3 protein-coding genes are annotated in these 3,509 nt (G+C 63.5%); 1 reads left to right on the forward strand and 2 read right to left on the reverse strand.

Annotated features, from left to right (window positions below; all coding sequences use genetic code 11):
• Window positions 1–326 precede the first annotated feature (326 nt).
• Together AC1DT2_RS18345 and AC1DT2_RS18350 are read right to left on the reverse strand one after the other, a co-directional pair.
• Entirely contained in the window at window positions 327–1,181 is an 855-nt protein-coding gene (locus tag AC1DT2_RS18345; protein WP_477297914.1) for a universal stress protein, read from the reverse strand.
• A gap of 198 nt (window positions 1,182–1,379) precedes the next feature.
• Window positions 1,380–2,276, reverse strand: a complete 897-nt coding sequence (locus AC1DT2_RS18350; RefSeq protein WP_477297915.1) for a universal stress protein — start codon at window positions 2,274–2,276, stop codon at window positions 1,380–1,382.
• Window positions 2,277–2,452: 176 nt separating this feature from the next.
• On the opposite strand from AC1DT2_RS18350, the gene AC1DT2_RS18355 reads away from it, so the two are divergent.
• Window positions 2,453–3,509 (forward strand): NRAMP family divalent metal transporter (locus AC1DT2_RS18355; RefSeq protein WP_477297916.1); only part of this gene is annotated, 1,057 nt, incomplete at its 3' end.

Below are 3,509 nucleotides of genomic sequence, written 5' to 3' on the forward strand. Positions count from 1 at the left end.
TCTGATTTCTGCAGGTGAGTTGCAGCCGGCCGCATGGCCCCAACGAGCCATAATCATGCAGACCTTACCCCTTTTCCGCTTGGCGGACGCAGTCTGCGCTGGTACGCGTGAACGTTGTTCGATACCGCTCACAACATTCTTCCCGGTTCCCTGTTCGCACCTTGACGATGTCGCGCGACGCCTCCCCTGTCCGATCTAGGCCACGCCCCGGCACATGATGGCGACTGCCGAGAAATCTCGGGCGCGTGTCATACGCTAGGCACTTTCCGTAACTCCCTGCGCTCGGCCCAAAAAATCTCGCCGCGAGCTTTTTCGGCCGACCACGTCTAGTGTGTCATTAACAATGGGAGTGGCGCCCGTTCCAGCAGTGCGATGGTTGTACTCCCGAACACGAACTCCTGCAGCTTCGAGTGACCGAAGGCGCCCGCCACGATGAGGTCCGCTCCCAACTCACCAGCTTCCCGGATGAGGGCATCGCCGACGGCCAGATCGGAGGTCTCGATGGTACGGACCCGCGCGTTCACGCCGTGACGGTCCAAGTGCTCTCTCAGAAGTCGGTGCGGATCGATGTTTGCCGGGATCTCATCGATGTCCTTTCGGTGACCGACGGTGACCACATAGACGTTGCGAGCACGTCTTAGCAGTGGCATGGCTTCACTCAGTGCGCGCGCCGCCTGCGGGGAATCTCCCAAGGCGACCATGATGGTCGCAGGTTCCCGTTCAAGCTGGACTTGCCTTGGAAGGATGAGGACGGGCCTGCCGCTGTCGACGACTATCCTGACAAACAGATCTTGATGGAAAGGGGTTGCCCACTCTAACGACGGGACGCTCGCTACCAAGACACGTGCACTTCGTAGATACGCGACCGTGTCGGCCAAGAGCGTGCGCGATGCGCGCTCCAAGATGCAAAAGTCGTTGATCACGCTTTGAAAGGTCATCGACGCCTGAAGAGCCTCCAGGTAATCCGTCGATTCCTCCCATTGGCGATCGCGAAACCCTTCGATGGACGGCGCGTTTGCCGCCGGGGGCGATGCGGCGCGCCGAGGCAATGCGAGTGGAAAGATGCCACTCAGGCGCGCGCCGATGGTGCGCGCGAGAACGTCGGCGGCTTGAAGCAAGTCGCGGTCGGAGGGCGTTCCGGTGAACGGCACGGCGACGTCCATGGCACGGCAGGCAGTCATGTTTTCACCTTTAGGGAGAAGCAATACGTCCGGTCGTGGATGCCGCATCAAGCGCGTCCGGCGGAAGCACGGTGAAGTCGCCGGCCTAGCACGCACGTTGAGTAAGCGCGAAGGCTTGGTGTTCGTGGTCGCCAGCGCGTGTGGAGGCCGGCGCAGAGTAACGGGGTGGTGGCGACCGGCGCGTCCACCGGTCCCCGTTCAATGGGAAAAAAGGACCGGTACGCGCGAATCCAGGAACAGCGCCCGCGTGGTGCCGCCGAACATGCGTTCGCGTCGCCTGCCGTGCCCATACCCGCCCGCGACGATCAGGTCGGCGTGGGTGCGGTCGGCGTACCGGAGGATCGCTTCCGCTGTCGATTGCTCGCGCGCCCTGACCGTGCAGGACCGTGCTGCAAGGCCGTGCTTTGCAAGGTGCCGCACGATGTCTTTGGCGGCCAAACCGCTGTGATCTATTTCACTGCTTGCTGGCACGACGTTCAGCACATTGATGCGGTCGCACCCGGCGAGCAGCGGAAGTGCATCGTGAACGGCTCTGGCACATTCCCGTGTGTCCGACCATGCAATGACGGCACGACGCGGCTGAAACGGCGCGACCAGGCCTGCCGGCACCACCATTACGGGCCGGCCGGACTCCAGGAGTAGCGCGGCGAAGAGCTCATGGGCGAAGGAGATGACGCTTTCTGTGGCGTCCGGGCGCGCCACCAGGACGAGATCCGCACATTCGACCGCCGTGGCTGCCAAAGCCTCCGGATTCAACTGCGGCGCCTCGACGGCCCGTACGACGGACGGAACGCCGCGCGCGGTGAGCCGCTTACAGATCGCGTCCCCGGTTGCGGTTGCCTCCGCGCGCAGTTCGGACTGAATCTGCTGAAACGACCAATCAGGCGCCAAGGACAGAGCGCGAATCATCGGCGTGGGTAAGATCAGCGGCTGCACGACGTCGACACGAGCGCGATGTCGCACGGCCAGGTCCGCCGCCACGTTCAGCGCAACAGCATCGCTCAGTGTGTCGGTCAGCACTACGCTCAAGGCGCGATAGGCCGTGTGTCCGGGCGACGCGGATGCAGCCGTGGTGTCGCTGGCAATGACGCTCATGTGTCCCTCTCCCAGCCGAATGTCATCCCCGTTGTACGCCACGAGTGGCGAGCCCATTTGACGCAGGTCAAGCGGATGTCCCAGATCCGACGAGATGTTCGCAAGGCGCTCGGCGAGCGGGCGCGGCCTTGACCTGGATCAAGCCAGGGCGACCGTGCATGGGCCACCGTGACGCAATGTCAAACCCCATCCTTCCCGCAGCTATTCCTCTCGTTCCAGCGTCGAAGCCGGCGTGGCGGCGTCTCGGCGCCGGTTTGGTTACTGGCGCGGCGGACGATGACCCCAGTGGCATTGCCACGTACTCGCAGGTGGGTGCCCAGTTCGGCTACGGCATGCTGTGGACCACGGTGGCCACGGTCCCGTTGATGATCGGCATCCAGACGATCTGCGCCCATGTTGCCCGGGTCACCGGTCAGGGCCTCGCGACCAATCTGACCAGGATCCTGCCGCGCACGGTTGTCATGGGCCTGGTCGGCCTGCTCGTGATCAACAATGTGGTCAACCTTGCCGCGGATATTGGCGCCATGGGCGACGCGCTGGCCCTGTTGGCGGGCGGCCATACGCGGTACTTCGCTTTGTTGTGTGCGGGCATCTCCCTGGCGCTGGAGGTCTTCATTCCCTTCCGCCACTACGCACCCATCCTGAAATTTTTGACACTGAGCCTGTTCGCGTATGTGCTGACCGCCTGCGTGGTGGGCATCCCGTGGCGGGATATCGCAATGCACTGGCTGCCCGATCACGTCGACCACGCCACGCTCGTGGCGGTGACAGCGATTTTCGGCACCACGGTCAGTCCGTATCTGTTCTTCTGGCAGGCTGCCGAAGAAGTCGAGCAGGAGCGTGCGAATCCCGACGAGCATCCCCTTCTGCTTGCACCCGAACAGGCCCCGGCCGAGTTCCGCCGTATTCGCCTGGACACGGATGTGGGGATGCTCTATTCGAATATCGTTGCCTTCTTCATCATCCTGACCGCGGCCGTCGTGCTGCATGCCGCCGGCGTGACGTCGATCAACACCTCCGCCGATGCAGCGCGAGCGCTCGAACCGCTGGCCGGACACTTTGCATCCACCCTGTTTACCTTGGGGATCCTGGGTACGGGCCTGCTCGCTGTGCCCGTTCTTGCGGGATCCGCCGCCTATGCCCTGTCCGAAGTCCTCGGCAAGGAAGCGGGTCTGGAACGGAACGTTGGCCAGGCCCAAACCTTCTACGGTGTCCTGGCCGTGGCGACGGTGC

It is taken from the genome of Luteibacter sp. P4_E6 (assembly GCF_056401535.1).

Coding starts and splice junctions, on each gene's coding strand:
- AC1DT2_RS18345 (WP_477297914.1), bottom strand. CDS start 1,181: ATGACTGCCTGCCGTGCCATGGACGTCGCCGTGCCGTTCACCGGAACG.
- AC1DT2_RS18350 (WP_477297915.1), bottom strand. CDS start 2,276: ATGAGCGTCATTGCCAGCGACACCACGGCTGCATCCGCGTCGCCCGGA.